Source organism: Streptomyces sp. APSN-46.1 (assembly GCF_022815725.1).
GTDB lineage: Bacteria > Actinomycetota > Actinomycetes > Streptomycetales > Streptomycetaceae > Streptomyces.
Window position 1 is genome coordinate 1,212,554 of the sequence record NZ_JALGRF010000002.1, and the last position, 24,090, is coordinate 1,236,643.

Annotated in this window: 22 protein-coding genes and 2 pseudogenes; 17 read left to right on the forward strand and 7 right to left on the reverse strand. The window is 73.1% G+C overall.

All coding sequences use genetic code 11. From position 1 onward, the window contains the following. The first annotated feature begins 132 nt into the window (after positions 1–132). The 3 genes from MTF65_RS12250 to MTF65_RS12260 are packed head-to-tail and all read left to right on the forward strand — an operon-like array spanning position 133 to position 2,843. Positions 133–1,092 (forward strand): ABC transporter substrate-binding protein, encoded by a 960-nt coding sequence (locus MTF65_RS12250; protein WP_243628578.1) that lies wholly within the window; start codon positions 133–135, stop codon positions 1,090–1,092. Between the two features lie 36 nt (positions 1,093–1,128). Next, positions 1,129–2,079, forward strand: coding sequence for an amino acid ABC transporter permease (locus MTF65_RS12255; RefSeq protein ID WP_243628579.1), 951 nt, complete (start codon positions 1,129–1,131; stop codon positions 2,077–2,079). After that, positions 2,076–2,843, forward strand: coding sequence for an amino acid ABC transporter ATP-binding protein (locus MTF65_RS12260; RefSeq protein WP_279398817.1), 768 nt, complete (start codon positions 2,076–2,078; stop codon positions 2,841–2,843). The genes MTF65_RS12255 and MTF65_RS12260 overlap by 4 nt, the downstream gene beginning before the upstream one ends. Before the next feature lie 100 nt (positions 2,844–2,943). On the opposite strand, the gene MTF65_RS12265 is transcribed toward MTF65_RS12260, so the two are convergent. Beyond that, complete coding sequence (locus tag MTF65_RS12265) at positions 2,944–3,714, reverse strand: trans-aconitate 2-methyltransferase (RefSeq protein WP_243628580.1); 771 nt, start codon at positions 3,712–3,714, stop codon at positions 2,944–2,946. A 67-nt stretch (positions 3,715–3,781) separates the two neighbouring features. Here MTF65_RS12265 and MTF65_RS12270 point away from each other — a divergent pair, with 67 nt between their 5' ends. After that, positions 3,782–4,411 (forward strand): CGNR zinc finger domain-containing protein, encoded by a 630-nt coding sequence (locus tag MTF65_RS12270; protein ID WP_243628581.1) that lies wholly within the window; start codon positions 3,782–3,784, stop codon positions 4,409–4,411. Here the strand turns inward: MTF65_RS12270 and sodX are convergent. After that, positions 4,315–4,734: a nickel-type superoxide dismutase maturation protease gene (sodX, locus tag MTF65_RS12275; RefSeq protein ID WP_243628582.1), complete on the reverse strand. Its 420-nt coding sequence runs from the start codon at positions 4,732–4,734 to the stop codon at positions 4,315–4,317. The genes MTF65_RS12270 and sodX overlap by 97 nt on opposite strands. A 171-nt stretch (positions 4,735–4,905) precedes the next feature. On the opposite strand from sodX, the gene sodN reads away from it, so the two are divergent. Further along, positions 4,906–5,301 (forward strand): superoxide dismutase, Ni, encoded by a 396-nt coding sequence (gene sodN / locus MTF65_RS12280; protein ID WP_243628583.1) that lies wholly within the window; start codon positions 4,906–4,908, stop codon positions 5,299–5,301. A 157-nt stretch (positions 5,302–5,458) separates the two neighbouring features. Here sodN and MTF65_RS12285 read toward each other — a convergent pair whose 3' ends face one another. The 3 genes and pseudogenes from MTF65_RS12285 to MTF65_RS12295 form a co-directional block, all read right to left on the reverse strand. Next, a complete protein-coding gene (locus tag MTF65_RS12285) occupies positions 5,459–5,971 on the reverse strand; it encodes a GNAT family N-acetyltransferase (RefSeq protein ID WP_243628584.1) in 513 nt (170 codons plus the stop codon). Positions 5,972–5,980: 9 nt separating this feature from the next. After that, entirely contained in the window at positions 5,981–6,508 is a 528-nt protein-coding gene (locus tag MTF65_RS12290; RefSeq protein WP_243628585.1) for an NUDIX hydrolase, read from the reverse strand. Between the two features lie 44 nt (positions 6,509–6,552). Next, positions 6,553–7,887: pseudogene (locus MTF65_RS12295) on the reverse strand (transcriptional regulator). 208 nt (positions 7,888–8,095) lie between these two features. Here MTF65_RS12295 and MTF65_RS12300 point away from each other — a divergent pair. The 4 genes from MTF65_RS12300 (at position 8,096) to MTF65_RS12310 (ending at position 10,091) form a co-directional block, all read left to right on the forward strand. Continuing rightward, positions 8,096–8,233, forward strand: a complete 138-nt coding sequence (locus MTF65_RS12300; protein WP_243628586.1) for a hypothetical protein — start codon at positions 8,096–8,098, stop codon at positions 8,231–8,233. Positions 8,234–8,536: 303 nt separating this feature from the next. Then, on the forward strand, positions 8,537–8,680 hold the full coding sequence (locus tag MTF65_RS12305) for a hypothetical protein (protein ID WP_243628587.1): 144 nt from the start codon (positions 8,537–8,539) through the stop codon (positions 8,678–8,680). 158 nt (positions 8,681–8,838) lie between these two features. Next, complete coding sequence (locus MTF65_RS30230; protein WP_279398818.1) at positions 8,839–8,970, forward strand: hypothetical protein; 132 nt, start codon at positions 8,839–8,841, stop codon at positions 8,968–8,970. 11 nt (positions 8,971–8,981) lie between these two features. Beyond that, positions 8,982–10,091, forward strand: a complete 1,110-nt coding sequence (locus MTF65_RS12310) for an rRNA adenine N-6-methyltransferase family protein (protein ID WP_243628588.1) — start codon at positions 8,982–8,984, stop codon at positions 10,089–10,091. 262 nt (positions 10,092–10,353) lie between these two features. Here the strand turns inward: MTF65_RS12310 and MTF65_RS12315 are convergent, their stop codons facing one another. Continuing rightward, complete coding sequence (locus tag MTF65_RS12315) at positions 10,354–10,539, reverse strand: DUF6104 family protein (RefSeq protein WP_243628589.1); 186 nt, start codon at positions 10,537–10,539, stop codon at positions 10,354–10,356. A gap of 109 nt (positions 10,540–10,648) precedes the next feature. After that, positions 10,649–10,792 (reverse strand): hypothetical protein, encoded by a 144-nt coding sequence (locus MTF65_RS12320; protein WP_243628697.1) that lies wholly within the window; start codon positions 10,790–10,792, stop codon positions 10,649–10,651. 30 nt (positions 10,793–10,822) lie between these two features. Here MTF65_RS12320 and MTF65_RS30235 point away from each other — a divergent pair. From MTF65_RS30235 to fxsT, 8 genes and pseudogenes are all read left to right on the forward strand, one after another. Then, positions 10,823–11,281: pseudogene (locus MTF65_RS30235) on the forward strand (trypsin-like peptidase domain-containing protein); the annotation flags it as partial. 120 nt (positions 11,282–11,401) lie between these two features. Further along, a complete protein-coding gene (locus tag MTF65_RS30240; RefSeq protein WP_374207217.1) occupies positions 11,402–12,910 on the forward strand; it encodes a hypothetical protein in 1,509 nt (502 codons plus the stop codon). A 478-nt stretch (positions 12,911–13,388) separates the two neighbouring features. After that, positions 13,389–14,363: an AAA family ATPase gene (locus tag MTF65_RS12335; RefSeq protein WP_374207218.1), complete on the forward strand. Its 975-nt coding sequence runs from the start codon at positions 13,389–13,391 to the stop codon at positions 14,361–14,363. A 4-nt stretch (positions 14,364–14,367) separates the two neighbouring features. After that, positions 14,368–17,682, forward strand: a complete 3,315-nt coding sequence (locus tag MTF65_RS12340) for an SAV_2336 N-terminal domain-related protein (protein ID WP_243628590.1) — start codon at positions 14,368–14,370, stop codon at positions 17,680–17,682. Positions 17,683–17,901: 219 nt separating this feature from the next. Then, the gene (gene fxsA / locus MTF65_RS12345; protein ID WP_243628591.1) at positions 17,902–18,096 is read left to right on the forward strand and encodes an FxSxx-COOH cyclophane-containing RiPP peptide; all 195 of its coding nucleotides are present in this window, start codon (positions 17,902–17,904) and stop codon (positions 18,094–18,096) included. 118 nt (positions 18,097–18,214) lie between these two features. Next, on the forward strand, positions 18,215–19,468 hold the full coding sequence (locus tag MTF65_RS12350) for an FxsB family cyclophane-forming radical SAM/SPASM peptide maturase (protein ID WP_243628592.1): 1,254 nt from the start codon (positions 18,215–18,217) through the stop codon (positions 19,466–19,468). Beyond that, a complete protein-coding gene (locus MTF65_RS12355; RefSeq protein WP_243628593.1) occupies positions 19,465–20,868 on the forward strand; it encodes an HEXXH motif domain-containing protein in 1,404 nt (467 codons plus the stop codon). The genes MTF65_RS12350 and MTF65_RS12355 overlap by 4 nt, the downstream gene beginning before the upstream one ends. Positions 20,869–20,935: 67 nt before the next feature. After that, positions 20,936–23,941, forward strand: coding sequence for an FxSxx-COOH system tetratricopeptide repeat protein (fxsT, locus tag MTF65_RS12360; protein ID WP_243628594.1), 3,006 nt, complete (start codon positions 20,936–20,938; stop codon positions 23,939–23,941). The last annotated feature ends 149 nt before the right edge of the window (positions 23,942–24,090 follow it).

Below are 24,090 nucleotides of genomic sequence, written 5' to 3' on the forward strand. Positions count from 1 at the left end.
TTTTGACCTGACGAGCTGCCTGAATGCGTCAGTCCGAATGGCAAGATGCCGTAACCGCCCAAGGTCGCGACACTCGATGGTGCGTGCCACGACCGTTTTCGGATGCTTTCCACCAGCCGGAGGAACCAGCTCATGACCGCAAGCACCACCCGTCGTACGACCGCCGCCCGGTCCCGGATCGCCGCGGTCGGAGCGCTCGCGGTCGCCGGCGCCCTGATCCTCACCGGCTGTGGTGACCAGACGGAGGGCGGCAAGTCCACCCCCTCCGCCCCCGCTGAGGCGAAGAAGAGCGACGCCCCGCTCTTCTCGGCCCTGCCGAAGAAGATCCAGGACGCCGGTGTCATCAAGGTGGGCACGGACGCCGCGTACGCCCCGATGGAATTCGTCGAGGGCGGCAAGATCGTCGGTGTCGACCCCGACATCGCCGAGGCGCTCTCCAAGCAGCTCGGCGTGAAGTTCGAGTTCACCTCGGGCTCCTTCGACGGCCTGATCACCTCGATCTACACCGGCCGCCAGGACGCGATCATGTCGTCGATCACCGACAACAAGAAGCGCCAGGAGGGCCTGGACGACAAGGGCGAGAAGATCGGCAAGGGGATCGACTTCGTCGACTACTTCTCCTCCGGTCTCTCGCTCCTCGTCAAGAAGGGCAACCCCGAGGGCATCAAGTCCATGGACGACCTCTGCGGCAAGACCGTGGCCGTCCAGCGCGGCACGACCTACGAGGACGCCTTCAAGGCCCAGGCCGAGAAGTGCGGCGACAAGAAGCTCACCATCCAGGCCTTCGACACCGACGCCGAGGCGCAGACCCGCGTCAAGGCCGGCGGCGCCGTGGCCGACCTGAACGACTACCCGGTCGCCGCGCACGCCGTGAAGACCTCCGGCGGCGGCAACGACTTCGAGATCGCCGGCCAGCAGAGCGACGTCGGCCTCTTCGGCATCGGCGTGAGCAAGGAGAGCACCCAGCTCCGCGACGCCCTCAAGCAGGCTCTGGACGCCGCCATCAAGGACGGCTCCTACGCCAAGGTGCTGGAGAAGTGGAACGTGCAGGACAGTGCCGTCAAGTCCGCGACGGTCAACGCAGGTCAGTAAGTCCCGCGCTCCACGCTCCACTGAAGGGCAGTCATTGTGACTGACAAGATCGATAAGGGTCCGGCCGACAATCCGCCGGCCGGACCCGGCGCCTCGGGCACCCCGTACGAGGCCATCAAGGCAATCCCGGTGCGGCACTACGGCCGCTGGGTCAGCGGTGTGATCGTCGTCGCGCTGCTGGGCTGGCTCGTCTACGCCTTCTCCCAGGGCAACGTCATCTGGGCGACGGTCGGCGACAAGCTGTTCGACCCGGCGGTCCTCAGCGGCCTCGGCAACACCGTGATCATCAGCGTCTCGTCCATGGCGCTGGGCCTCGTGCTCGGCATCGTGTTCGCGGTGATGCGCCTCTCCAAGAACCCGGTGACGAGTGCCGTCTCCTGGCTCTACATCTGGTTCTTCCGCGGTACCCCGGTGTACGTGCAGCTGCTGGTGTGGTTCAACCTGTCGCTGATCTTCCAGTACATCAACCTGGGGCCGATCTACAAGAACGAGACCGTCGACGTCATGACCCCGTTCATGGTCGCCCTGCTGGGCCTCGGCCTGAACGAGGGCGCGTACATGGCGGAGATCGTGCGCGCCGGCATCCAGTCGGTCGACGAGGGCCAGACCGAGGCCGCTCACGCGCTCGGCATGCCCCAGACGAAGACCATGCGCCGCATCGTGCTGCCGCAGGCGATGCGCGTGATCATCCCGCCCACGGGCAACGAGTTCATCAACATGCTGAAGACCTCGTCCCTGGTTTCGGCGGTGCAGTACACGGAACTCCTGCGTGCTTCGTCGAACATCGGCAACACCGCCGGTGCCATCATGGAGATGCTGTTCGTGGCCTCCTTCTGGTACCTGGCGCTGACCAGTGTGTTCAGCGTCGGCCAGTACTACCTGGAGCGCCGCTACGCCCGTGGTTCCACGCGGAACCTGCCGCCGACGCCGTTCCAGCGTCTGCGTGCCAATCTGAACATGTTCCGCCGTACGGAGGTCGCGCGATGACCACTCAGCCGATGGTCAAGGCCGAGGGCGTCCACAAGTCGTACGGCGCCGCCCACATCCTCCGGGGCATCGACCTCGAAGTCGCCCCGCGCGAGGTCTTCTGCCTGGTCGGCCCGTCCGGCTCCGGCAAGTCGACGTTCCTGCGGTGCATCAACCACCTGGAGCGCGTCAACTCCGGGCGGCTCTCGGTGGACGGCCAGCTGGTGGGCTACCGCCAGAAGGGCGACAAGCTCTACGAGCTGAAGGACAGCGAGGTCGCGGCCCAGCGCCGCGAGATCGGCATGGTCTTCCAGCGCTTCAACCTGTTCCCGCACATGACGGCCATCGAGAACGTCATGGAAGCCCCGGTCATGGTCAAGGGCGAGAGCCGGGCGGTGGCGCGTGAGCGCGCGATCCGGCTGCTCGACCGCGTGGGTCTGGGCGACAAGGGCGGGAACTACCCCTCGCAGCTCTCCGGCGGCCAGCAGCAGCGCGTGGCGATCGCCCGCGCGCTGGCCATGGAGCCGAAGCTGATGCTCTTCGACGAGCCCACCTCGGCCCTGGACCCGGAGCTGGTCGGTGACGTCCTCGACGTCATGCGGGACCTGGCCGAGTCGGGCATGACCATGATCGTGGTCACGCACGAGATGGGCTTCGCCCGCGAGGTCGGCGACAACCTCGTCTTCATGGACGGCGGTGTGGTCGTCGAGTCCGGGCACCCGCGCGATGTCCTGGGCAACCCGCAGCACGACCGGACGAAGGCGTTCCTGTCCAAGGTGCTCTAGTGCTCTAGTGCTCTGGGCGAGCGACAGTGCTCTGGGCGAGCGACGCGCGGAGGGGCGGTACGGATTCCCGTACCGCCCCTCCCGCGTCCTCGCGGAGTTCCTACTTCAGACCTAGGACCAGGGCGTCGGACGGCGAGCTCCAGACCGTACGGGCCTCCCGGAAGCCCGCCTCGCGCAGGGTCCGGGTGTGCCAGGCGGCGTCCGGGGTGTCGCCGTCGGCGTGCTCCCCGTAGATCTCGAAGCGGCGCTTCGTCGGCTCGGCGAGCACCGGGTCGGCGGCCGCGAGGGCCCACCACTCGGCCCAGTCGAGCGCGCCCGCCTCGCGGGCCCGGTCCATGGCCGCGTGCCGGTGGGCGTGCTCGGCGGCGTTGATCAGCGGGGTCGCCGGGTCGGGCATGTGGTCGGCGTTCAGGAAGACGCCGCCCTCGCGGAGCAGGGGGGTCAGCTGCCCGTAGAGCACCGCGAGCCGCGGGCTGTGCAGCCAGTGCAGGGCGGTGGCCGTCAGCACCGCGTCGTACGTGTCGTACGGGAGCGCCGAGGTCCAGTCGGGGTCCTTGAGGTCGGCGGTGACGAAGCTGACCCGCTCGTCGCCCTCGAAGTGGCCGCGGGCGATGGCCAGCAGGGCGGGGTCGAGATCGACGCCCGTGCTGGTGGCCCGCGGGAACCGCGTGAAGAGGCGGTCCGTGATACTTCCCGTACCGCACGCGAGATCCAGCACCCGGGGGGCGGGGCCCACCAGCGCCTCGACCATGTTCAGCATCACCCGGAACCGCTCCTCGCGGTCGGGCATGTACCACTCCTGCTGCCGGTCCCAGCTCTGCTGCCAGGCCTGCCAGTCAGTCACGGTATCCACCATCCCGAACCCCTCCATACGTAATACCCTCGAAGACGTCTCAGCCGTTACCAGAGACCCTAATCCGCAGCCGTAAGGACTACAAGTGGAACTGGCCCATTACTCGGACTATGCCGTGCGCCTGGTCAACACCGAGGAGCCGGCCCGCAACAAGGACGCGCTCACCTCGGTGGACGCCGTCCGCGCCCTCTTCGGCGCCAGCGTGCAGATGGCCCGCCGCGTCACCGACACGGACGTCACCCGCTTCCGCAACGTCCGCGGCCGGCTGCGCACCGTCTTCGAGGCCGCCGACGGCGGCGACCACGTCCTCGCGGTCGATCTGCTGAACTCCCTGCTCATGGAGTTCCCGGTCAGCCCCCAGGTCTCCGGCCACGAGACCCTCGGCGAGGACGGCGCCCCCCACTGGCACATCCACCTCGCCGACCACCCCTCGAACGCCTCCGCCGGTTACGCCGCCATCGCGTCCTTCGGCCTGGCCTTCCACCTGACCGAACACGGCCCCGACCGGCTCGGCCTGTGCCAGGCGGCGCCCTGCCGCAACGCCTACCTCGACACCTCCACCAACCGCTCCCGGCGCTACTGCTCCGACCGCTGCGCCACCCGGGCCAACGTGGCCGCCTACCGCGCCCGCAAGCGGCTGGAGGCCGAGACGTCCGCCCAGAGCGGGCGCAGCGCCGACACGGCCCAGGACAGCCGGTCCCTCAGCGAACGCTGATCCGCCCCGCGTGGCCGGAACCGCAGGACGGCCGTCGCCAGCACCAGCTCCTCGGGGACCGTCCCGTAGTCGGTGCTGTCGCCGGTCTCGTTGTACGGGTTGTCCCCGAGCACCCACCAGCCGCCCGGCCGCCGCTCCACCGCCCGCTTGACCACGAGCAGGTCCTGCTGGAACGGATGGCGCAGCACCACCACGTCACCCGGGCGGACCACCGCCCCGTGGCGGACCACCAGCCGGTCCCCGTGCAGCAGCGTCGGCACCATCGAAGGCCCCGTCACCTCGACTACTTCCAAGCGCGCCCGCGAGCGCCTGTTCTCCACCATCCCTGACCTCCTCGTCCCTCCCGCATGCTGCCGCACGCGCCCGTACATTCGCTCACCCGGCCTCCCGGCGCCCTGGACTTTTGTCCTAAGCCCACGGGGGCGCCCGCGAATTCCGGTATCCGAGCGAGTAATCTCCCCCTTGAGAAGACGATCACGAGGAGGAATTACTCCATGCTTTCCCGCCTCTTCGCCCCCAAGGCGAAGGTCTCCGCCCACTGCGACCTGCCGTGTGGCGTGTACGACCCTGCCCAGGCCCGCATCGAGGCCGCGTCCGTCAAGGCCGTCCAGGAGAAGTACCAGGCCAACGACGACGCCGACTTCCGCGCGCGCGCCATCACCATCAAGGAGCAGCGGGCCGAGCTCGCCAAGCACCACGTCTCGGTGCTGTGGAGCGACTACTTCAAGCCCCCGCACTTCGAGAAGTACCCGCAGCTGCACACCCTGGTCAACGACACCCTGAAGGCCCTCTCGGCCGCGAAGGCGTCGAACGACCCGGCGACCGGCCAGAAGGCCCTCGACCTCATCGACGAGATCGACCGCATCTTCAAGGAGACGAAGGCCGCCTGATCTTGGGCGCCCGAGGATCTCCCTGCGCTGCTGGTCAGAGCGCGAATGAGAACGGCTCGACCGCTCCGCGCGGCCGTGCCCCCTCTCGCCTACGGGCGGGAGGGGGCACGGCCGCGCGTTGTGGCCCGGGTCGCCGGGGGGCTTCCGCCTCCCGGGGTCATCCGGTCAGCAGCGTGCGAACCATCACCGAGTACACGGGGGAGTCGTCGGAGGGCTTGGCCTCGTCCCGTTTCTCGTAGCCCCACTTCTCGTACAGGGCTTGCACCCTGGGGTGCGTGGAGTCAACGAGAAGCGTTGCGAAGTCGACGTCGACCGATTGGACCAGCGCATCATGGATCTGCTGCGCCCGGCCCCTGCCCCGCCACTCGGGCACCACCATCAACTCGGACAGGGCGAAGATCCGGCCGCGCACGTCCTTGGGTCGATCCGTTCCCTTCCACCAGCCGCCCGGTTTGAACTTCGAACCGTATGCGTACCCGACCGGGCCGCCGTTCTCCCACCCCGAGACGCACAGCCAGTCCTCGCGCCCTGACCACAGGTCAACGAAGTACGAGAACCGTTCGCGGGAGTGGAACGGGTCGGGATCGTACGCGTATACCTCGTCGTGAATGTCCAGGAGCAAGGAGCGGACGTCCCGTGCGTCGGCGTGCGCGTACCACTTCAGGTCCATCGGCGTGACTCACCGGAGGTGGTGCAGCATCAGCAGTGCCGCAATTGCGTTCGCGCTCCTGATCTCACCGCGCGCCACCAAGTCAGGTACGCGTGAGAGCGGCACCCACTCCCGCCGTGCAGACTCGAAATCGTCCGCAGGGGGCCCGACGTACTGCGCCTGGTCGGACCAGTAGACGCGATGGTGCGATGTGGAGATACCCGGCATCGGGTCGATCGCCATCAGAAGCTTCATCGGTCCCGGGCGCCAGCCGGTCTCCTCCTCCAGCTCGCGCGCGGCAGCCACGGCGGCGTCCTCGCCCTCACCAATTCCGCCAGACGGGAGTTCCCATCCCCAGGCGTCCGTAATGAATCGATGACGCCACAGGAGCATGACCTCGTCGCGCTCATTGACGACAGCGGCCACCGCGACCGGGCGCAGCCTGATCACCGTGTGGTCCAGGTGCCGGCCGTCGGGCAGCTCGACGTCGGCCATGTTCACGCGCAGCCAAGGGTTCTCGTACACGGTGCGCTCGCCGTGGGTCTGCCACACTGACACGCTCTTGCCTCTCGTCGGGGTGTCCCTATCCCAGCATGGGGCGGTCAGAAGGGGATACGTAGGGTGTCGTCGATGCGGTGGACAACATCGGCTGTCGCCCTGCTGCCCAGGCTGGACATCGACTCGCGGACCTTGACGAGCCGATCCCGGAGCCGCCGGGACTCCATGCCCTCCATGGTGTCGAGCATCCTCATCGCCGTGGCCGCCGCGAGCTCGGTGCTCCCGCCGCGCACCTGGCAGTCCGAGAGAGTCGCCAGTCGGTGGACTCGGCCGCGCTCGTGCGTCTGAACGGCGACAGCCTCTGCCGCGTAAGCCTGCGCGGGCACCATGTCTCCGAGCCTCATGAGCGCGTCCGCGAGGTTGGCTTCCAGCAGTCCGGCTTGGACGTAGCTGGTCTCGGCCGGCTCTTCGTCACGGCGGATCAGCCCCGCCTCTGCCTCGGCCAGTCCCATGCACCGGTGTGCCTGCCGCTGGTCGCCCAGGCGGGAGTACGCCTTGGCTTGCATGGCGTAGAGATCGCAGGCCAGGGCGTGGGAGATTGCATTGCCGGCAGTCCTCAGGCCCGCCTCGGCGAAGGCTACCGCCTGTCGGTGCTCGCCCATGTACAGCGCCTGGTTGACGAGCAGCGCTATCACGTACCCGCCGAATGCCCTGTCGCCAGATGCCTTGGCCAGCCGCAGCGCCTGGTGAAAGTACCTCTGTGCGAGCCCCTGCACGTCGGAGTCGTAGGCACAGATCCCGGCGACCGCCACGATGCCGCCGGTAGCGCGGTGGAGCTCTCGGCCGGTGGCGTCCGTGTACGACCCCCGCAGGAGCGGGGCGGTCTAGTCGGTCAAATAGGCGACCACTCGGGCCCGGGTCGCGACACCCCCGGCCTTGCGGTACATCTGCTCGTAGTGTGCCCGGGCCGTTCGGAGTACGGCGACGTCGTCCAGCCCCACGCGGACAACGCCTCTCCTGGAGACGTCAGCGTCATGCGGAGGGTTCTCCCACTCCCAGACCGGGCCGACCGCCGGCAGGCCTGTGAGCACGGCGGCCTGGTGGACGTCTCGCCGCTGCTGCTGGTCGCCTCGCCACAGGGCGGTCGATCGGTCGATGAATCCGGCGAGCGGGGTGGCCACTGGGGGTGTCGAGCCGCTTCCCATGCCGATGTCCTCCAGGGAAATTGGGCGGCCGAGCCTTTCGGCGAGGATCGCGCCGATCAGTTCCGGCACGATGCCCCGGGGGCGCTGCCCTTTGAGCCAGCGGATCACCGATGAATGGTCGTACGAGACTGATTTGTCTCGGGCCTGCGCGGCCGCATTGATGCGTGCGGCTAAGCCGACGCGGCTCATCCCGGCTTCGTCCAGGAGCGCGTCGAGCAAGGTATTTGCGTCCATGTGTGCCCCAAGTCGCTGAGAGGTCGAGGGTATCGGCACAGGCTTCACACAATGTGTGAAGCAACCAACGCGGCGCGGTGCTCACGCACAGTGCCGGTGGTGCCGCAACGGCGGAAACATCGAGGGCATGGCCACTCAGACGAGATCGGGGAAGCCGATGGCATCCCCCGCAACACGGCGCCAAGTCGGCCCCCTCCCCGCCCGACACGTGCTCAGCATCGACACGCCGGACGACCCCTCGGCGAGGGTGGCGCCTGTAGTCGAGCCCAGCGCGGATCTGCTCGACCGGGCGCTCGTCGGCTGGGAGCGCTTCCTCGGCACCGCCTTGGAGGTGACCGATGAGTGAGCAGTACGAGTGCGTGCCGCACCGGCTCCTGCGCCGCCGAGTACGCGACACCGCAACAGCCAATGCTCCGGAGGTGATCCGAGTCCCCTTCGAGCCTAAGACGGCCGCGGAGGTCGTGCAGCGATGACCGTCGGAGAGAACGACCAGGAACGGATGGGTCGGGAAGCATTCGCCCGATCCCTCCTGGAGTTGGAGGTAACGGCATCTGTCGCACACCCCGACGGGGCGTGCTCCAGCGTGCACATGCTGTGTCTCAGCTGCAGCCTGCTGACCCCGCTGGGGCCTGGGTACTGCGGAAGCACAATGGCTCACTGCCAGTTCTGCGGCTTCGGCTGGAAGGTCAACCACGATCCCGAACTCTGCTGGCAGCGCGAAGACCTCCTCGACCTGTACCTGACCGAGGAGCACGTGACCGCACTCATGCTCGCCCGGCTGGAGCTGCCGTGAAGCCCTGGCTCGAGCAGACGTTGTACCTCCTGGCCGTTGTGGCCGTCGGCGGCGCCGTCTTCCTGGCAGAGGCCGCCGGTCGGTGACAGCCCTCAGACTCCCGCCCGACCAGGGCGGGCCATGCACGATCCGACCATGAGAGAAGGGAACCACCCCCAATGCGCATGAAGCACTCCGGGAAGCCGGACACCGCCTCGTCGGACGGCCACCGGGACAAGCCGCCGAACGTCACGCCGCCGCCGAGGAACAACCCGCCCTCGAACCCGCAGACGCCGCCCAAGACGAAGTAGAGGGACGCCGCGTGCACACCCAGCGACACCTCGTCCAGGCCCTGGAGGAGGCCGGCACCCTGCCGCCCGAATGGGCGGCAACGGTCCGGGCGGTCGATCGAGGTATGTTCATCCCCGACAAGACGCAAGACCTGGACCGCTTCACGGACGCCGCCGGCTGGGCCGCCGCCGTCTACTCGGACACCCCCCTCGTCACGCAGTACGACGACGGGGCGCCCGACGGCCCGGGGATGCCGACGTCGTCCTCGTCGAAGCCGTCGGCCATGCTCGAGATCCTCGCCCTGGCGGACATCCAGCCCGGGGACAAGGTCTTCGAGATCGGCACGGCCACGGGCTACATGGCCGCCTGGCTGTGCCAGCAGCTCGGCGACGATCAGGTGACGACCATCGAGTTCGACGAGGGCCTGTACCTCGAAGGCCGGCAGAACCTGCGCCTCGCGGGGTACAGCCCGACGGTTCTCCACGGCGACGGCCTCAAGGGCAGCCCGGACCGAGCACCCTTCCACAAGGTGATCGCGACCTGCTCCCTGGAGGCCGTCCCGGGCGACCTGCTCGGTCAGGTGAAGGACGGAGGCCGGATCGTCGCCCCGTTCGGGAATGCGTTCCACTCGTACTCGTACGTGACCCTCGACGTCTCGGGCGGCCGTGGCATCGGCCGGTTCAGCGGGAACCCCGACTTCATGTGGGCCCGCCAGCAGCGCAACCGGCACGCCGCCATCTCGGACGTCTACCACGAGGAGAAGGGGGAGGAGGGCACCACCCGCATCAGCCCGTACGACATCCACCACCGGGGCGACGTCGAGTTCTGGATCGGCCTGCACGTCCCCGAGGTCTGGGGGCAGCTCCACGGCGGCGGCGATGAGGCGCCGGACGAGGCGACCTACTGGCTTTTGGCCAACGATCGGAAGTCCTGGGCGACCGTCGAGTTCACCGCAGGCGCGGAGCAGTTCGTCACGGAGCAGTACGGCCCGCGCAAGCTGTGGACCGAGGTGAAGAACGCCTACAAGTCCTGGCAGAGCCTCGGCCGACCTGGCCGTGATCAGTTCGGCATGACCGCGTCCGAGACCGGAGGAGTGGTCTGGCGCGGCGAACCGAGCAACGTGATCGCGACGGTCTGGTAAGAGCTCCCTGCGGCCCCCAGGCGGTGCGTACGCGCCCCGCCTGGGGGCCCTTTCCCACCCAGCGGGAACGCGGTGTGATCACGGACCCCGGAGGGCATGACCGCTTCCCCCGGCGCTGCTCCGCGCCTCCTCCGAGGGGAACGACCGCATCTTCAAGGAGACGAAGGCCGCCTGACCCGGCAGCCACGGCTCACCGCCGCGCTCGCGGTGCGCGAAGGGGCCCGACCGTTCGCCGGTCGGGCCCCTTCGCGTGGTGTGACGTCTACTCGTCCTCGGCTTCGTCGTCGTCCAGGCGGGCCAGCCAGGTGGCCAGGCGTTCCACCGGGACCTCGAAGTCCGGGTTCAGGTCGACGAAGGTCCGGAGCTGCTCGGCGAGCCACTCGAAGGTGACCTCCTCCTCGCCGCGCCGCTTCTCCAGCTCCTCGATGCCGCGATCGGTGAAGTACAAGTCGGGCTCCGTGCCGTGATGAGGGTGAAGGGGTGTTTCCCGCCAGGATAATCCGAGTACCGGAAGAGATCTCCCTCCCTCCCCTTTCCCGCAGCTAGCCTGGAATGCCTCAGTGGGGCACGTGGGAGGCGGGGGCCAGCGGATGCCGGACGGGCGCACGGGCAGCTCCGCACGCGCCTTCGAGCTCCTTGAGCCCCTCGTTCAGGCGGCGACGGTACGCGTCCACGCCCCGCCCGGCGGGTATGGATCCCATGGCACCGCACCCACGTGGGGCAGTGGGTTCTTCATCGCCCCCGGCTGGGTCCTGACGTGCGCGCACGTGGTCGGCGAAGGGGGTGCCGCGATGCGTCTGGCGGGACGTGAGATCGGCATCACCTTCTCCTCCGGAGCCGAAGGGGCCACCGGGACCGTCGCCGGGCGCGTGGAATGCGTACTGCCCGAGCGGCTGGAGTGGCAGCGGCCCGGCCGGCGCGCCCTGTGGGACCTGCCCGACCTGGCGCTCGTCCGGGTGCTCGCGCCCATCACGCACGCCTGCGTCTGGCTGACCGACCGGGCCAGACCCCGGCTCGACGAGGCCGCGTACTTCGGCTGCACCGAGGACCTCGGCACACCCGAGATCACCGGCCGCACCACCCGGCTGCGCGGCACCGCCGCGAACGGCGCCGCCATCCGGCTCGGCGACGACGACGAGATCGAGCCCGGCATGTCCGGCGGGCCGGTGGTGGACCTGGCCCGCGGCGAGGTCGTCGGCGTGGTCAAGGCCCGCCGGCACACGGGCGGTGGCGGACTCGCCGTGTCGGTGGCCCAGTTACGGACGCTGCCGATGGCCGCCACCGGGCAGATCGGGCTCTACCGCCGGGTCATGCAGGCCCACGACCTCCACCACTACGACCGCCACCTCAGCGATCTGGACACCCGGCGCACCTGGACCGACGTCCACGACGAGCTCGCCGCCGCCGCCGCCGCCGACGCCGCCGATCCGTACGGCGGCCGCCGCCTCACGCCCGGCGAGCGCACCACCCTGTGCGGGCTGCTCGCGGAACTGCCCCCGCCGGGTTCCTCCGAGGCGGTCCGGGCGCTGGCCGAGGCGGCCCGCGGGGAGGAGCCGGACCCGGCCGCGCCCGCGCCGCTGAGCTGGCGCGACGGGCTGGGGCTGCTGCACGATCCGCCGGGCGGGTCCGGGGAGGCCGCCGCGATGCTGCGGTACGCCACCGACGTGAGCGTGGCGGACTACCGCGAGCCACCGTCCCCCGGCGCCGACGAGGAACTCTGGGACTGGGTACGGGCCACCGCGGAGCGGCTGTGGCGGCCGCTGCGGCGGGAATTGGCCGAGCGGCACGAGCGCGGGCTGGCCGAGCGGGCGCGGCGGCGCCGGGCCGCGGCCGGGCGGTCGGTGCACGGACCGGCCCGGGCGCCCGACGGGCTGTCGCCCGGGCCGTCGGTCCTGCTGGAGGCGTGGGCGCACGGCTGGGAGGACGTCTACGACTGGCGGGTCTCCGTCCTCGCGGGGCCGGCGCGGCCGGCGCGGCCCGCGCGGGTGACACCGGTGGATTCGGGTGTACGGGTCAGCCTGGCGCGGCTGCCGGAGGCGGTGCGGGCGCCGCTGGCGGAGGGGTTCCGGCGGTGCGACACGCACGAGGCGGCCGCGCTGCTGGAAGTGGCGGTGGCGCCGGAGCTGTTCGGGCTCGCCGTGGACACGTGGGTGGTGGCGGGCGGGGTCCCGTTGGGGGCGCAGCGGCCGGTGGTGTTCCGGTACGCGGGGCCGAGCGCTGCCGCGGCGGCGGCGGCGGCCGCGGCCGCGACCGGGACGGCGGCCGCGACCGGGACGGCGGCCGCGACCGGGACGGCGGCCGCGACCGGGACGGCGGCCGCGACGGGGACGGCGGCCGGGTCGACGACCGCGACCGCGATGGCGACGGCGGCCGCGACGGCAGCCGGGCGGTGGGCGCGCGTACAGGCGGGGTCGCCGGCCGACCAGCGGGCCGACTGCGCGCGGGGACGGCCGCGGAGCCCGTCGCCGCAGTGGCTGGCCGGGCTGGCGGACACCACCGTGCCGGTGCTGTGCCGGGCGGCGGAGCGGGAGCCCACGCTCGGCGCGCTGCACGCGGTGCGGGAGGCCGGATACGGGGTGGCCGTGTGCCGGAGGCCTCCGGAGGACCCGTCGGTGTCGTGCGCGCCGTTCCACCGGGGGTTGCGGGAGGAACTGGCCGAGGCGGGGCGGGGCGCGGCGCTGCCGCTCCGGCTGCGGGCGCTGCGGGCGCGGGCGTACGGGGCGGACCCGGATGCGTACTGGGCGGTGGGGGTGGGGCTGGTCTGGGACGACCCGGGCCGGCCGCTGCCGGAGGACGAGCCGTTGCGGGGAGACCTGTGACGTGCGTGCGCTGCGAGGAGTCTCGATGAATGACGAGTGGCTCATCTACCGGGGGGTCGGCGAGCCCCACGACGGGATCGACGCCCTGCCCGGTCCGCCGCCCTGGCGGGACTTCGACGGCGAGCCGCCGGAGCCCGAAGAGGCGCCGGCCGCCGGGGCCGGGGCCGGCGGGGGCGCGACCGAGGGCGCTGGGGCCGGCGAGGGTGCGACCGAGGGCGCTGGCGGGGGCACGGCCGGAGGGGCCGGCGAGGCCGGCGGAGCGACGGGCGCGGGCCCTGGCACGGGTACGGGCGGTGGGCCGGGCGGTGGTCCCGGCACGGGTGCCGGCGGAGCGTCCGGCGCGGGTGCGGGCGGAGCGCCGGGTACGGGTACGGGCGGTGGGCCGGGCGGTGGTCCCGGCGCGGGTGACGGCGGTGCGCCGGGCATGGGTGCGGGCGGAGTTCCCGGCGCGGGTGCGGGCGGGGCGCCCGGCGCGGGTATGGGCGGGGCGCCGGGTACGGGTGCGGGTGGGGGGCCGGGCGGAGCGTCCGGCGTCGGCGGGGTGCCCGGCAGGGGGGCGGGTGGTGATGGGGGCGTGGCGCGGCGGCTCGGGGCGCACCGGCAGGCCGCCGAGGCGCACCGGCCCGAGCCCGAGGAACTGGAGGCGATCAACGCCGCCCTCTACCTGCGCCGCCCACTGCTCGTCACCGGCTATCCGGGAACCGGCAAGTCCACCCTGGCGCACGCCGTCGCGCACGAGCTGAAGCTCGGGCGCGTGCTGCGCTGGCCCGTGGTCTCGCGGACCGTGCTCCAGGAAGGCCTGTACCGGTACGACGCCATCGCGCGGTTGCAGGACGTGCAGATCGCCGCGAGCGGCGGGGCGGTCGGCGGGGGCCCGGGGAGGGCGCCCGGGATCGGGAAGTACATCCGGCTCGGGCCGCTGGGGACGGCGCTGCTGCCCACCACCCGGCCGCGCGTGCTGCTCATCGACGAGCTGGACAAGAGCGACATCGACCTGCCCAACGACCTCCTGAACGTGCTGGAGGAAGGGGAGTTCGCGCTGCCCGAGCTGGAGCGGGTCGCGGACACCGAACCCGAGGTGCGGGTGCTCACGGACGACGGGGCCAAGGTGACCGTCCGGGACGGCCGGGTGCGGTGCCGGGCCTTCCCCTTCATCGTCCTGACCAGCAACGGCGAGCGGGACTTCCCGGCCGCGCTGCTGCGCAGGTGCATCCAGCTCAAGCTCGGGCAGCCCGGGGAGAAGCGGCTGGCCACCATGGTGCGGGCCCATCTGGGCGAGGAGGCGGCCCGGTTGGGGGCCGACCTGATCCGGGAGTTCCTCAGCCGCTCCCGGTCCGAGCTGGTCGCCGCCGATCAGCTGCTCAACGCCATCTACCTGACCCACTACGCCGCCCCGCCCAGCCGGGAGGATCTCGCGGACCTGCTCATCCAGCGCCTCGACCGGCCGAGGTGACGTCGTGCGGGAGCTGATCGCCCTGCTGCGCGCCGCCGGGCTCGATCCGTCGGCCGAGGAGCTCGCCGACGCGCTGTGGCTCGCCGGGCGGACGGCCACGGCCACGGCCACCGCGAGGGCCAGGGCGGTGGCTTCCGGGGCGCCGCCCGAGGCGGTCGCCGACGACCCGCCCCCGGACGGCCCGCCGGAGGAGGAGCGGACGCCGCGCGAGCCGGCACCCGTAGGGGAGGGAGCGGCGCCTGAGGATCCGGTCAGCCTCTACGTGCCCCGGGCGCGCCGGGCCGAGGGCGCGCAGGCGGAAGCTGGCATCCCGGTCGAGGGCGGAGTGCCCGTACGGGTGCCCGGGGCGGCCGCGCTGCCGCGGATCCTGGCCATCCAGCGGGCCCTGCGCGCCCTCCAGCGGCACCGGCCGAGCGCCCCGCCGACGCGGACCGTACTCGACGAACAGGCCACCGCCGAGGCCGCCGCCCGGGCTCTCGGGCTGGTCATCCCGGTGTTCCGCCCGGAGATCCGGCGCGAGGCGACCGTACGGCTCGTGATGGACGCGTCGCCCTCGATGGCGGTGTGGCAGGACATGTTCGAGGAACTGCGGGCCGTGTGCGAGCGGTTGGGGGCCTTCCGGGACGTGCGGGTCTCCTATCTGCACCGAGGGTCGGACGGCACGGCCGTCCTCGGGCGCGGCCCGGTCGCGGGGCTCGGGGCGCGGTCCGGGGAGCAGCTGCGGGACCCGACCGGGCGGGCGCTGACCATGGTGGTGTCCGACTGCGCCGGCCCGGTGTGGCGGGAGGGCGAGGCGCAGCGGCTGCTGTACCGGTGGGCCGAGTGCGCGCCGTGCGTGGTCGTACAGCCGCTGCCGCAGCGGCTGTGGGGCCGCAGCTGGCTGCCGACCGAACGGGGCGGCCTCTGCCGGGTCGAGGGCGCCGGGGGGAAGCTGAGGTTCAGGTCGGACCGGCCGCCGAGGCCGGGATGGCCGACCGGCGGGCTGACCGTGCCCGTGCTGCCGCCGAGCGCGATCGCACTCGGGGCGTGGGCCCGGCTCGTCGCCGGGCTGGGCACCGGGCCGGTCCCGGCCGAGGTGGGCCGGGTGCTCGCCGATCATCCGGCGGCGCCGCTCCCGCCGCCGCAGGCCCTGCGGCCGCCGCGCGAGCTGGTGCGGCGCTTCCGTTCCTCGGCCGCGCCCCGGGCCGTACAGCTGGCGGTGTACCTGTCGGCGGCGCCGCTCACGCTGCCGGTGATGCGGCTGGTGCAGCGCACGATGCTGCCGGACTCGGAGCCCTCCGATCTGGCGGAGGTCCTGCTGAGCGGGCTGCTGAGGCGGAGTGCGGACCCCGGCTGGTACGAGTTCGTACCCGGGGTGCGGGAGGTGCTGCTGGGGCCGCTGGGGCGGGACGAGGCGGCGCTGGTGCTGAAGCACTCCTCGGAGTACGTGCTGGCCCACTTCGGGCGGGGCGTACGGAACTTTCCCGCGCTCGCGGTCACACAGCTGACCGGGGTGCCGGTGGGGGCGGAGCCGGAAGCGGGGGCGGGCGGGCCGGGGGTGAGCGGGCCGGGGGTGAGCGCCTCGGCGGCCGACGTGGAGGTTCGGGAGGAGGCTGTTTCGGAGGCTCGGGTTCCGCAGGCCTTCGCGCAGGTCTCGGCGCAGGTCGTACGGCGCTATCTGCCGGAGCCGCCGACGGCGGACCCGGAGGCCTCGCACCGGCCCGCCGCGCCCGCGCGGGAGTGGGCGGTGCGGACGGCCCGGACCCGGCTGGCGGATGGGGACCAGCGGGGTCTGTACGAGGCCGTCACGGTCCTGCGGCGGGCGGTGACCGCGCCGCCGGGGCCCGGCGATCCGCCGGGCGAGGCGGAGTTGGAACTGGCGGGCGCGCTGCTGCGGCTGTGGGCGGTGCGGCGGGACCCGGAGCTGCTGGCCGAGGCGGAACGCGCGGCGCGGGCCGCCGCCGGGCTGCCGGCGAGGCTGGTGCTGGGCCGGGTGCTGCACGAGCGGGCGCTGGCGGGCGGTGCGGAGCCGGACGCCGGTCTGCTGGCGGCCGCGGAACGGGAGTTCGCGGCGGTGGGCGCCGATGTGGAGGCGGACCGGGGGCTGCGGCTGGACAGCGCGGTACGCCGGGCGGAGACCCTGATCCGGCTGAGCGGGCTCCGCGACGACCCGGCGGCACTGCGGGAGGCGCGGGCCGCGCTGGAGGCCCTGGCGGGCTCCGCCCCGGAGGGCGGCCCGGAGCCCGAACTGCACCTGGCGCTCGGGCGGGTGCTGCTGGCGCTCGTGGCCCGGGCGGCCGATCCGGCGGTCCGCGGCGACCTGGCCGGGCTGGCCGCGGGCCGGCTGGCGCGGGCCCTGGCGGAGCTGCCGGAGGGGAACGGGGCGGAGGGGGCGGACGCGTCGGACTGGGCGGACAGAGCGGACGCACTGGGCGGTCCGGACGGGCCGGACGGCCGCCGGCGGGTGCGGGTGGAGCTGGCGACGGCCCTGCGTTACCTGCCCGGGCGGCTGGAGGAGGCGGCCGGGCAGCTGGCCGTTGCTCTGGAGGAGCCCGCCGGGGATCCGGAGCTGCGGGTGGCCGCGCTGGTGTGCCTGGCCCGGGTCCACCGCGCCCGGTACGCGCGGGACGCGGATCCGGCGGCCCTGGAGGACTCGGCCGAGGCGTACGGGCGGGCGCGGCGGCTGATCCCCCGGGACGGGGACGCGTACGGGGAGCTGCTGCCCGAGTGGGGCGACGTACTCCTGGAACGGGCGCGGGCCCGGGCGGCCGACGGGCGGCGGTTCGCGTCAACGGCCGTACGGGTGCTGCGCGAGAGCCGGGCGGCGGTGCCGAGGTCGGACCCCCGGGCGGCGTCCCGGCTGCTGCGGCTGGCGGAGGGGCTGCGGCTGCGCCACGCGTACGAGGGGGACCTGGTGGACCTCCGGGAGGCGGAGCACCTGCTGGAACTCGCGGTCCGGCAGAGCCGCAGGCCGCTGGAGCGGGCGCGGGGGTGGCGGGAGCACGGGGACGTCCAGCGGGAGATCCACGGGCACACGGGGGCGGGGGAGCGGCTGGACCGGGCGGCGGACTCGTACCGGCGGGCGTGGCGGGCGGCGATGGAGGCGGACGAGGCGGGGTGCGGTGGGGGTGGGAGCGGGGAGTGCGGGGAGTGTGGGGAGGCGGCGGTGCGGCTGGGGGCGGTGGTGCAGGAGCTGCGGGGGGAGGTGCTGGAGCGGATGGCGCGGCCGCGGGCGGCGCTGGACGCGTACCGCTCGGCGGTGGAGTTGCGGGCGCGGGTCGGCGATGCGGTGGGCGCTGCGCTGCTGGCCCGGGTGCGGTCGCTGGAGGCGGACCTCTGATGCCGCCCGGCACCCCAGGAGCTCCGCCCCCGGCCCCCTCCGCGCCTCAAACGCCGGCGGGGCTGGAGTTGCCCGGCCCCGGGCTGCGCCCGGGCTTCCTGGGGCTCCGCCCCAGACCCCGCGCCTCAAACGCCGGCGGGGCTGGATTTGCCCGGCGGGGCTGGAGTTCGCGGGGCTGGAGTTGGCGGGGATGGGAATGCGAAAGCGACGACAGGAGGCATGGTGACTCGGCAGCAGGACAAGGCGGGCGGTGGGGTGGGGTGTGCTGGGAAGTTGCCGGATCTTTCCGGGCTCGATCTGGCCGCGTTGCGCGGGATCGACCATCCCGTGCTCGCCCAGGTCATCGAGGGCATGGTGGAGCGGGTCACGCACCCCGCCGAGATTCTCAACGCCTTCGATTCCGGAGTCGACTGACCCCGGACGGGTCGGAGTTGACCGCTTTCCGCCGTTAGCCGCGCCCCTCCGACGGGCAGGGATGGGCCGTCCGGTGGGGCCGACTCCCAGCCCTGGCCGGGGGAGGGAGGCACAGGCGATGAGGCAGACGAACACGAGCGGTGTCGCGCTGCCCGCCCATCGGCTCCACGCGCCGTGGCCGTACGCCCGCCTCGACGTGCCCGCCCTCCGGGCCGCCGGACACCGGCCTTACCCCGTCCGGCAGTTCGTGCTGAAGACCCGCAGCCGCTGCAACCTCGCCTGCACCTACTGTTACGTCTACGCCATGGCCGACCAGGGCTGGCGCGACCAGCCCCCCGCCATGACCCCGGCCACCGTCGCCCGCGCCGCCCGGCGGATCGCCGAGCACGCCGCCGCGCACGAGCTGGCCCGCGTAGACCTCGTCCTGCACGGCGGCGAGCCCCTGCTCACCGCCCCCGCCGGGCTCGCCGCGCCCGTCGAGGCCGTACGGGACGCCCTGCGCGCCTCGTCCCCCCGGACCAGGGTCACCGCCACCGTCCAGACCAACGGCACCCTGCTCACCCGGGGCCGCCTCGCCGCCCTCGCCGCCGCCGGGATCCGGGTCGGCGTCAGCCTCGACGGCGGGCTCCCCGCGCATAACGCCCGCCGCGTGGACCACGCCGGGCAGCCCGGGTTCGCGGCCGCCGCGCGCGGACTGCGGCTGCTCGCGCGGCATCCCGCGAGCTACGCCGGGGTGCTCTGCGTCATCGACCTCGCGCAGGACCCGGTGGAGACGTACGAGAGCCTGCTGGCGTTCCGGCCGCCCTCGCTCGGGCTGCTGCTGCCGCTGGCGAACTGGAGCGACCCGCCGCCCGGCCATCCGGAGGGCAGTGACACCCCGTACGCCGACTGGCTCGTGGCCGTCTTCGAACGCTGGTGGCACGACGGGACGCGGCGCACCCGGGTCCGCGTCTTCGAGGAGATCATCGCCCTGCTGCTCGGCCTGCCCGCCGCCACCGAGACCCTCGGGCTCGCCCCCGCCACCACGGCCGTGATCGAGACCGACGGCAGCATCGAGCAGGCCGACTCGCTGAAATCCGCCTACGAGGGCGCCGCCGTCACCGGCCTCACCCTCGACCGGCACACCTTCGACGACCTCCTCGACCACCCGGGACTCGCCGCCCGGCAGCTCGGGCGGGAGGCGCTGGCCGCCGGCTGCCGCTCCTGCGAACTCGTCGAGGTCTGCGGCGGCGGGCACTACCCGCACCGCTACCGCGCCGGAGAGGGATTCCGCCAGCCGTCCGTGTACTGCGCCGACCTCCAGGTCCTGATCAGGCACATCGGCCAGGCACTGCACGAAGCCGCCCATCAGCCCCGGCAGGCCGCCTCATGACCGACCGCACCGACCGCACCGACCGCACCGACCGTACTGATCGCACTGATCGCACTGAGCACCCCGACCGTCCCGACCGCACCGCGCCGCCCGAGCGCCCCGACCCCGCGCGCCCCGACCCCGCCCGCCCCGACACGCTCACCGGGTTCAGCGTCACCCACCACACCCTCCGCGCCCTCGCCTCCACCGAGCCGTCGGCCGAAGGCACCCGCCTCGTCCGCGACGTACGCCGCTCGAAGCGGCTCGTCCTGCTGCGTGCCGTCCTCGACGCCGCCCCCGGCGCGCAGCGCTGCGGCGGCGAGACCGCCGAGCACTGGGCCCTGCTGGAGGAGGCCGAACGGCACGACCCCGACGCGGTGCGCGACGTACTGCACTACCCGGCCACCGGGGTGTGGGCCGAGGAGACCCTGCGCCGCCTGCACGCCCCGTACGGGCCCGCGCCCGACCTCGGCCACCTCGGGGCGCTCGCCGTGGCCGCCGCGCTGCGCGCCGGGATCGGCTTCAAGGCCACCCTGCGGCCCGTGCACGGCCGGCTCGTCCTGCCCACCCTCGGGCTGCTGCGCCCGCCCCGCCCCGGCCCGCTCGCCCTCGACGAACGGTCCTGGGACGCCCTCGACGCCCTGCCCCTGCACGGCCTCCCCGACGGGCGCACCGCCCTCGACGACCTCGACCCGTACCGGGCCCCCGCCCCCGGCCGCCCCGCCCCCGTGCGGCCCGCGCGGCGGCTGACCCCCAAGGGGCACAAGCGCTGGGACACCCAGTGGTCCGGCGCCCTCACCCTGCTGGAGCGCTACGACACCGCCCGCGCCGAGGAGATCGGGCGCCTGCTGCGCTCCGTCGTCCCGCTCGCCGGCGGCTCCCGCTCCAGCGGCGCCACCCTGCCCGCCGCCGCCGGCTCCCTGCTGGCCCGGGCGCAGGCGCCGCCCGCGCTGGCCGCCACCCTCGTCCACGAGGTCCAGCACGGGAAGCTGGCCGCCCTCGCGGACATCCTCACCCTGCACACCGCCGACCGGACCCCCAAGTACTGGGCCCCCTGGCGCACCGACCCCCGCCCCCTGGAGGGGCTGCTACAGGGCGCGTACGCCCACCTGGCCCTGGCCGGCTACTGGCAGCGCGCCGCCCTCTACGGGGCCCGGGGAGCCTGGGCCCAGCACGCCCGGATCAGGGCGCAGGTGGCCGCCGCCCTCCCCACCCTCCGGTCACGGCCCGAACTCACCTCCGCCGGGCGGGAGTTCACCGACGCCATGGCAGCCGCCGAACGGGCCATGGACGAACTCCCACCGCCCGGCGACCAGTACACCACCGCCCGCCGGACCCTGGAGCGGGAACGCCGCGCCTGGTGCGCGGCACACCCCGAACTCGCCACGTTCGTAGAAGGTCGAGGGGCCGCAGAGGGTTGACGACCCCGCCGCTGCGATACCTTTTCCACCCCGTCCACCACCGCCCGGAGCCCAGGGAGACGGCCGCATGACCGGTACCGGTAGTCGTCAGGACCGCGACGGAGCCGCGCGGCCGCAGCGGTTCGTCATCAGCTTCGCGGGCTTCAACCGCCCCTGGGCCGTGTGGATCGCCCACCGCCTGGAGGAACACGGCCACCGCGCCACCCTCCAGCGCTGGGACCCGCAGAACAGCCCCGGAGTCGCCCAGGCCCTGGAGGACCTCGCCCGTGGCGGCGGTCGGGTCCTGCTCGTCCTCAGCGAACGCTACTTCTCCGTCGGCACCCACACGGACGAGGAGTGGAACACCGCCCTGCGCGCCGTCACCGACCGCCACCCCGACCGGTTCGCCGCCGTCTGCCTCACCGACGCGCCGCTGCCCAGCGCCGTCGCCGTGCTGGAGAAGACCGACCTGTGGGGCCTGGACGCGTACGAGGCCGAGTACCGCGTGCTGCGCCGGCTGGAGCTGCCCACCGACCGGATCGGCAGCGAGAGCGGCCGGCGCGGGCCCCGCTTCCCCAACGACCCGCCCGAGATCTGGGGCCGGGTCCCGCGCCGCAACCCGCGGTTCACCGGCCGCAACGACGTCATCGGGAGGCTGCGCGCCGCGCTCACCGAGGCTCCGCCCGGCGCCTCGGTCGTCACCCTCCTCGGCCTGTCCGGGGTGGGCAAGACCCAGGTCGCCACCGAGTACGCGTACCGGTTCTCCTCCGAGTACGACGTGGTGTGGTGGGTCCCCGCCGAGGACCGGCCCACCCTGCGCGAGCGCCTCGCCGACCTGGCCCCCGCGCTCGGCCTGCCGCGCGGGGCGGGCAGCTACGGCGAGCTGATCCGGGCCGTCCTGGAGGCGCTGCGGCGCGGATCCCCGTACAACCGCTGGCTGCTGGTCTTCGACGGCTGCGACAACCCGGACGACCTCGCCGACCTGCTGCCCTCCGGCGCGGGCGATGTGATCATCACCTCCCGCAACCGCGAATGGGCCTCCCGGCACACCAGCCTGGTCGAAGTCCCGCTCTACGCACGGCCCGAGTCGGTCACCTTCATCCGCCGCCGGGCCCAGCGCCTGACCGGCGGGGAGGCCGACCAGCTCGCCGAGGCGCTGGAGGACTACCCGCTCGCCCTCGACCAGACCGCCGGCTGGCTCGCCGACTCGCCGCTGAGCGTCGGCGACTACCTGTCCCTGCTCCGGCGGCGGCTGGACTCCCACGAGGCCGTCACCCTCTCCGACGACTACCCGCTGCCCTTCCCCACCGCGCTGGCCATACTGCTCAACAACGTGCGGGAGAACTTCCCCGACGCCCTCGCGCTGCTGCGGCTGTTCGTGTTCTTCGCGCCCGGCCGGGTCCCGCTGCGGCTGCTGCGCGAGTTCCCCGCCGACGACGTGCCCGAGCACCTCGCCGGCCTCATCAACGACCGGATCAGGTGGAACGCGGCCCTCAACAAGCTCGTGCAGTTCTCCGTCGTCCGCCTGGAGTACTCCGACCTGTCCGTGGAGGAGGGCGGCGGCGGGCTGGAGACCGTCCAGCTGCACAGCATGGTCCACAACATCGTCCGCGAGAACCTCTCCGAGGAGGAGTCCGCGCAGCTGTCCCGCGCGGTCCGCCAGGTCCTCGCGGCCGCCGACCCCGGACGCCCCTCCGACTCCCGGCTGTGGCCGCAGTACGCCGAGCTGATCCCCCACCTGGAGACCGCCGGGGTCCTCACCAGCACCAACCCCCGCATCCAGGGCTTCCTGCTGCAATGCCTGCGCTACCTGGCCCTCGCCGGGGAGTACCGCACCTGCCTGCGGCTGTGCGAGGAGACCGACCACGTCTGGCGGTCCCTGCTCGGCGACGACCACCCCAACGTCCGCGAGCTCGGCTACCAGTACGGGGGAGCCCTGCGCAACCTCGGGCTGTTCCGCCGTGCCGAGACGCTGACCAGGGCGGTCGCAGACCGGCTCCGGGAGGAACGGGGCGAGCGGGACCTGGAGACGCTGCGCGCGAGCGCCGCGTACGGGGGCGTACTGCTGTGCGTCGCCCAGTTCGAACCCGCACGGGAGCTGTTCGAGCGCGGGCTGGAGACGTACCGGGAACTGCTGGGGGAGGACGACTCCACGACGCTGAACGCCCAGAACAACCTGGCCGCCACCTACCGGCTGCTGGGCCGCTACCAGGACGCGTACGACCTGGACCTAGACACCCTGCGACGGCGCGAGCGGGTGCTGCGCGCCCACCACATCTCCACCCTGTCCTCGGGGATCGCCTGCGCGATGGGGCTGCGGCTGATGGGCCGCTACCGGGAGGCGCAGACCCGGCAGGAACAGGGGGTCAAGCTCAACACCCAGGTGCTCGGGCCGGACCACCCGCAGACGCTGCGCGCCGAGCACAACCTCGGGATGTGCCTGCGCCGTTCCGGGGACATCCCGGGGGCGGGGCTACGGCTGCGGGGCGTGTGGGAGCGGGCCACCCGGGTGCTCGGGGCCGACTACCCGTGGACGCTGATGGTCGCCTCCGACTACGCCACCTATCTGCGCGAGTACGGGGACGTCGGCGAGGCCCGCCGGATCTCCGAGCACGTGATCCGCGGCTACCAGTCGCAGCTGGGCCTGGCCCACCCGTACAGCATCGGTACGGTCGGCAACCTGGGGCTGGTGCTGAGGGCCCAGGGCGAGCGGGCGGAGGGCCTGAGCCTGGCGGAACAGGCGCTGGTCGGGATGCGGGGCGCGCTGGGGGACCGGCACCCGTGGACCCTGGGGTGCGCGCTCAACGCGACCGGGCACCGCAACATCACCGGGCGGCTGGACGACGCGCTCGCCCTGGGCCGGGAGACGCTGCGGGGGGCCGAGCGGGTGCTGGGGCCGGACCATCCGATGACGCTGAGCGCGCGGATCGCGCTGGCGGCGGATCTGAGGTCGGTCCGGGAGGACGAGGAGGCCGCGCAGCACGAGGACGCCGGCATCAAGGCCCTGACCCGCACGCTGGGCCCGCAACACGTCCACACGGTGTCCGCCAAACAACGCACCCGCCCGTACTGGGACTTCGAGCCCCAACCGTAGCCCTGGCCGCGCCATTCAGCCCCGCTGGCCACCTCCAGCCTCGCCGGCGTTTGAGGCGCGGGGTCTGGGGCGGCGCCCCCGGAAACCCGGCGCCGCCGGGCACCGGGGGCCCCCCCGCCCCCCCCCGCCCCACCCCCCGCGGCGGGGTG

Excerpts from the sequence above, each read along its gene's own strand:
- MTF65_RS12355 (WP_243628593.1), top strand. The coding sequence starts at position 19,465 with ATGACCGACCGCACCGACCGCACCGACCGCACCGACCGTACTGATCGC.
- MTF65_RS12350 (WP_243628592.1), top strand. The coding sequence starts at position 18,215 with ATGAGGCAGACGAACACGAGCGGTGTCGCGCTGCCCGCCCATCGGCTC.
- MTF65_RS12320 (WP_243628697.1), bottom strand. The coding sequence starts at position 10,792 with ATGGGATCCATACCCGCCGGGCGGGGCGTGGACGCGTACCGTCGCCGC.
- fxsA (WP_243628591.1), top strand. The coding sequence starts at position 17,902 with ATGGTGACTCGGCAGCAGGACAAGGCGGGCGGTGGGGTGGGGTGTGCT.
- MTF65_RS12285 (WP_243628584.1), bottom strand. The coding sequence starts at position 5,971 with ATGGACCTGAAGTGGTACGCGCACGCCGACGCACGGGACGTCCGCTCC.
- MTF65_RS12305 (WP_243628587.1), top strand. The coding sequence starts at position 8,537 with ATGGCTCACTGCCAGTTCTGCGGCTTCGGCTGGAAGGTCAACCACGAT.
- sodX (WP_243628582.1), bottom strand. The coding sequence starts at position 4,734 with ATGGTGGAGAACAGGCGCTCGCGGGCGCGCTTGGAAGTAGTCGAGGTG.
- MTF65_RS30240 (WP_374207217.1), top strand. The coding sequence starts at position 11,402 with ATGCAGGCCCACGACCTCCACCACTACGACCGCCACCTCAGCGATCTG.
- sodN (WP_243628583.1), top strand. The coding sequence starts at position 4,906 with ATGCTTTCCCGCCTCTTCGCCCCCAAGGCGAAGGTCTCCGCCCACTGC.
- fxsT (WP_243628594.1), top strand. The coding sequence starts at position 20,936 with ATGACCGGTACCGGTAGTCGTCAGGACCGCGACGGAGCCGCGCGGCCG.
- MTF65_RS30230 (WP_279398818.1), top strand. The coding sequence starts at position 8,839 with ATGCGCATGAAGCACTCCGGGAAGCCGGACACCGCCTCGTCGGACGGC.
- MTF65_RS12335 (WP_374207218.1), top strand. The coding sequence starts at position 13,389 with ATGGGCGGGGCGCCGGGTACGGGTGCGGGTGGGGGGCCGGGCGGAGCG.
- MTF65_RS12250 (WP_243628578.1), top strand. The coding sequence starts at position 133 with ATGACCGCAAGCACCACCCGTCGTACGACCGCCGCCCGGTCCCGGATC.
- MTF65_RS12260 (WP_279398817.1), top strand. The coding sequence starts at position 2,076 with ATGACCACTCAGCCGATGGTCAAGGCCGAGGGCGTCCACAAGTCGTAC.
- MTF65_RS12265 (WP_243628580.1), bottom strand. The coding sequence starts at position 3,714 with ATGGAGGGGTTCGGGATGGTGGATACCGTGACTGACTGGCAGGCCTGG.